This is a genomic window from Aquamicrobium sp. YD-1-mutant5 (genome assembly GCF_059509755.1).
This window is the reverse complement of record NZ_JCAKKP010000039.1, coordinates 1-3910: the sequence shown is the minus strand read 5'-3', so window position 1 is coordinate 3910 and position 3910 is coordinate 1. Positions and strand designations below refer to the sequence as shown.

Annotated in this window: 6 protein-coding genes and 2 pseudogenes; 3 read left to right on the top strand and 5 right to left on the bottom strand. The window is 60.3% G+C overall.

The window, feature by feature from the left end; all coding sequences use genetic code 11:
- Positions 1 to 116: pseudogene (locus AC5XE7_RS20675) on the top strand (IS5/IS1182 family transposase); the annotation flags it as partial.
- Here the strand turns inward: AC5XE7_RS20675 and AC5XE7_RS20670 are convergent.
- Both AC5XE7_RS20670 and AC5XE7_RS20665 read right to left on the bottom strand, forming a co-directional pair.
- The gene (locus tag AC5XE7_RS20670; protein ID WP_495367415.1) at positions 62 to 331 is read right to left on the bottom strand and encodes a helix-turn-helix domain-containing protein; all 270 of its coding nucleotides are present in this window, start codon (positions 329 to 331) and stop codon (positions 62 to 64) included. The pseudogene AC5XE7_RS20675 and the gene AC5XE7_RS20670 sit on opposite strands and share 55 nt — an antisense overlap.
- A gap of 15 nt (positions 332 to 346) precedes the next feature.
- Positions 347 to 856 carry a DUF2938 domain-containing protein gene (locus AC5XE7_RS20665; protein ID WP_495367416.1) on the bottom strand — a complete coding sequence of 170 codons (510 nt, stop codon included), beginning with the start codon at positions 854 to 856 and terminating at the stop codon, positions 347 to 349.
- A gap of 87 nt (positions 857 to 943) precedes the next feature.
- Between AC5XE7_RS20665 and AC5XE7_RS20660 the strand changes: the two genes are divergently transcribed.
- Positions 944 to 1603 (top strand): ArsR/SmtB family transcription factor, encoded by a 660-nt coding sequence (locus AC5XE7_RS20660; protein WP_495367417.1) that lies wholly within the window; start codon positions 944 to 946, stop codon positions 1601 to 1603.
- Positions 1604 to 1662: 59 nt separating this feature from the next.
- Positions 1663 to 1905 carry a DUF4287 domain-containing protein gene (locus AC5XE7_RS20655; RefSeq protein ID WP_495367418.1) on the top strand — a complete coding sequence of 81 codons (243 nt, stop codon included), beginning with the start codon at positions 1663 to 1665 and terminating at the stop codon, positions 1903 to 1905.
- A gap of 67 nt (positions 1906 to 1972) precedes the next feature.
- Here the strand turns inward: AC5XE7_RS20655 and AC5XE7_RS20650 are convergent, their stop codons facing one another.
- From AC5XE7_RS20650 to AC5XE7_RS20640, 3 genes and pseudogenes are all read right to left on the bottom strand, one after another.
- Complete coding sequence (locus tag AC5XE7_RS20650) at positions 1973 to 3259, bottom strand: Cmx/CmrA family chloramphenicol efflux MFS transporter (RefSeq protein WP_495367419.1); 1287 nt, start codon at positions 3257 to 3259, stop codon at positions 1973 to 1975.
- A 34-nt stretch (positions 3260 to 3293) separates the two neighbouring features.
- Positions 3294 to 3782, bottom strand: coding sequence for a DUF3363 domain-containing protein (locus AC5XE7_RS20645; protein WP_495367420.1), 489 nt, complete (start codon positions 3780 to 3782; stop codon positions 3294 to 3296).
- Positions 3783 to 3792: 10 nt separating this feature from the next.
- Positions 3793 to 3910: pseudogene (locus AC5XE7_RS20640) on the bottom strand (IS5/IS1182 family transposase); the annotation flags it as partial.

The following is a 3910-nucleotide window of genomic DNA, read 5'->3' as shown; positions in this document are numbered from 1 at the left end:
AGAACCTGTTCGCCAAGCTCAAGGACTGGCGCCGCATCGCCACACGCTACGACCGATGCGCTCACACCTTCTTCTCAGCGATATGCATCGCCGCAGCCGTCATCTTCTGGATCTGACCAATGAGTCCTGAGCCTAGGGCTTCTTCCAACGCCTTCACTCGGGCGCTGACGCTGGATTGTGCCACGCCGAGTGCGTTGGCGGCGTGGCGGAAGTTCAGATACTCGGCGACAGTGAGCGTTTGGATGAGAGACGCCAAGGGAATGCGCGATCCGAGTGAGGTCAGCTTCCCCCATTGATGATCAATTATCGGTGCTGAATGCCGCCGCCGCATTTCTATTCATCACATTTACACAGAACCCGTTATCCACTGTGCGAACAAGACACCCGAAACAAAGAGTCCTACCGCAAAGGAAGTGTGGGCAACGAGGCTACGAAATCGCGAGTGCCAGGGTTGTGGCGTGCGGCGGGCAGCGATGCCCGCCCCAAGACAGGGCTGCATGACGAGAAACGGGGCGATAATGCTGCCGATGCCGACCAGCAATGCAGGCCCGAGCGTCGGCTGCTGCAGCCATCCGGGCCAGATCAGGATCAGGAGGCCGGCGAAGAAAATGCCTGTCAGATAATGCGCTACCCAACCAAGCACGACTTCACCTTGCACCTCATGCGCCTTCGCGATGCTGTCATGTTTGAAGCGCCCGTTGGAGAAATGGCCGATCCATCGCCCGACCAGCCGATAGTCGAGAGACGGCACACCAAAAATCCGCTTCTGCAGGATCGCCCATCCATCCATCACCGCCGTCGCGCCAATTCCGATGAAAATCGTTCCAAAGACGCCGGTCACCAGCTCACTACCCATCCGCAGGATTTCCTTGCTGGCACAGAGGCCATCAGACAATCATTCAATGCATTGCTTGAATGATTGTCTGATGGTAGCAATCTGTCAATGACCAAAACCGACACCCATACGCAGCTGTTTACAGACCTTGCCGAGATCGCTCGTACGCTCGGCCACGCGCATCGTCTCATGCTGCTGGAACATATCGCCCAGGGCGAGCGCCCGGTCGAAAGACTGGCCGAACTTACCGGGCTGACAATTGCCAACACGTCGCAGCATCTTCAACATTTGCGGCGAGCAGGGTTCGTAGAGACGCGCCGCGACGGCAAACGGGTTCTCTACCGCCTCGGCAGCGGACCTGTCGAAACGGTGCTGGCCTCATTGCGCGGATATGCCGAGCATATGCGCGTCGAGATACGCGAGCTGGCTGCCGATCCGGCCAACGCCAGCGGCAGGCATGATTCCATCTCGCGCGACGAGCTTCTGGATCGCCTCCGCACAGGCGGGATGACATTGCTGGACGTGCGTTCAGCGGAAGAATATGCGCTCGGGCACCTGCCCGGTGCGCTCAATATCCCGACCGCAGAACTGGAGCGACGATTGTCTGAGCTTCCGCCAGGCCAGGAAATCATAGCTTATTGTAGAGGGCCTTACTGTGTTCTCTCGACGTCGGCGGCGACCCTGTTGGAAGCCCGGGGTTTCCGGGTTCGCCGACTTGCGGATGGCTTTCCCGACTGGAAGGCTGCCGGGCTTGCCGTCGAAAGCTGAGGTGCGGTGAGACCGCTCATAACTCCCATCACCACGAACCTGACCTGAGGAGACGCAACATGCAGGAGAAATCGTCCCAGGCTGAACCCGTGAAGGGCCCAGCATCTTACTTCCCCTCCATCGAGAAGAAATACGGTCGACCTGTCGAGGAATGGTTTGATCTGATCCGGAGCAGATCTGAAGCCAAACACATGGAACTGGTCGCATGGCTGAAGGGCCAGCATGGGCTGGGCCACGGACATGCCAACGCGCTTGTCGCCTACGTGTTTGCTCAGGATAAGAAGCAGACAGCGCAGAAGTAAACGAAGGATTGGTGATCTTTCGACGGGGATACCGGACTTGCTATCGATATCCCCGCGCCGTCAGCCGTCAGGCGCGGCTCATCCGCCGGTCCAGGAAGGCCAGGACAAGGGCGAGCACACCAAGTCCGGCGCCGATCCATCCGACGGAGGCCAGATTATAGCCGTAGCTGATTGGAAGGCCGGCAAGCAGGGGCGCAGCGGTCAGGCCAAGTTGAAAGGCCGATGAATTTGTTGCCCCTGCCAGAGTGGGCGCGTCGGGCGCGATAACGTAAACTCGCCCCCAAACTGCCGGGTTCAGCAGGAACCCCGCGACGCCGAGAAGAAAAACCAGCACAACGACGGCGACCATGTGCGAGGCAAACAATGCGATTGCCGCGGACACCAGGATCAGACCGGCAATGCCCAGGCAAAGCGTAGAGAACGGGTGTCGGTCTGCCGTGCGGCCACCGATCGACAACCCAAGGAATGCGCCAAGACCGAACAGGGACAGGACCGCAGGCAGCCAGCCAAGCGGCAGCCCGCTTACATTGAGAAGCAAGGCGCCCATATAGCTGAACGTGCCCATATAGGCGGCCGTCGTCGCGGCCGTCGTTGCATAGGCCACCCACAGAATGGGCCGCTTCATGGCCCTCAGTTCGCCCGCCGTATCGGGTGCCGGCATGTTCCCGCCTATCCTTGCGGGCAAAACCAGCAGGATGGCAATCGCAGCAACGGTGGTCGCGGCGACCACGGCCCAGAACCCTCCACGCCAGCCTGTCAATTCGCTGATGAAGGTTCCTGCGGGACCGCCCAAAACCATGGCGACGGTCAGGCCGCTGACGACAACCGACAACGCCCTGGCGCGCCGATCAGGGGCAACGAGTTGTACCGCCGTGGATGCCGCCACTGCCCAGAAACAGGCATAGGCCAGCCCCATGACGAACCTTGCGATCAGGATTCCCGCATATCCCTCCGATATGAGACTGAATGCCGTGGCGGCCACAAACGCGGCCTGACTGAGAAACAGCGTGGCGCGTCTTGGCCAATGCAGCGTCATGATTGCCAGTGGTGGCGCTCCGACCAAAGCACCGACTGCGAAAGCGGATATCAAGGTGCCTGCGGCCGGCAATGTGATTTGCAGGTCTTCCGCAATTTTCGGGAGAATGCCTCCCATCAGAAACTCCGCGCTGCCCATGGCGAACAGGCTCAGGCCGAGAAGATAGACGGCAAGAGGTAGCGTCGTTCTGCGGTTTTCGTTTCCGGCGACTGCCCCCGCATCGTCCGGGTCGGCATTGATTGTATGTTCTGCCACTGGTTTCTCCGCTGACTGAGTTGATCGACAGGCACACACAATTGGCATACTTATTTCAATCATTCAAGTGAATGATTGAATAATGGGACTGATAGGCTCAGAGTCCCACCCCCCTTTGCCGCCCGAGCTTCCACGACACCGATCCGCCCCGCACGACGCCCATGACCTCACAGCCGAGCTGGCGGTCGATAACCGGCCGCCAAGGGACGAGGGTGAACTCATGGGATTTCTCGACCACGGCGAACTTGCCGCTCGTTAGCTGGACAGCCCCGGTGAACTTGCCGCTGACGTTCTCGCCATCCGTAGCGGCGCGAAACGGCAGCCCTTTCCTCTGCGCCATCTCCGTGCCGACGCGGGCAACCTCGCGCTCGCGCAGGGTGGCGAGAAGACTGCGCCGGTAGAAGACGCGGCCATTCCGCGTTCGGGTGGCATCGCTTTGTTCGATGTGATGCTCGCGGCGCTGGTCCATGGCCTCGCGCACCTGCTGGCCGAAGCCGGTCGGCGCAAGGTCGGCCGTTTCGCCATGGATCAATCGCCGGTCCAGCCATGTTGCGCCGTCCGATCCGATCTGCTTGCCTAGGCTCAGGACTCATTGGTCAGATCCAGAAGATGACGGCTGCGGCGATGCATATCGCTGAGAAGAAGGTGTGAGCGCATCGGTCGTAGCGTGTGGCGATGCGGCGCCAGTCCTTGAGCTTGGCGAACAGGTTCTCG

Coding starts and splice junctions, on each gene's coding strand:
- AC5XE7_RS20655 (WP_495367418.1), top strand. CDS start 1,663: ATGCAGGAGAAATCGTCCCAGGCTGAACCCGTGAAGGGCCCAGCATCT.
- AC5XE7_RS20670 (WP_495367415.1), bottom strand. CDS start 331: ATGCGGCGGCGGCATTCAGCACCGATAATTGATCATCAATGGGGGAAG.
- AC5XE7_RS20665 (WP_495367416.1), bottom strand. CDS start 856: ATGGGTAGTGAGCTGGTGACCGGCGTCTTTGGAACGATTTTCATCGGA.
- AC5XE7_RS20650 (WP_495367419.1), bottom strand. CDS start 3,259: ATGATTGAAATAAGTATGCCAATTGTGTGTGCCTGTCGATCAACTCAG.
- AC5XE7_RS20660 (WP_495367417.1), top strand. CDS start 944: ATGACCAAAACCGACACCCATACGCAGCTGTTTACAGACCTTGCCGAG.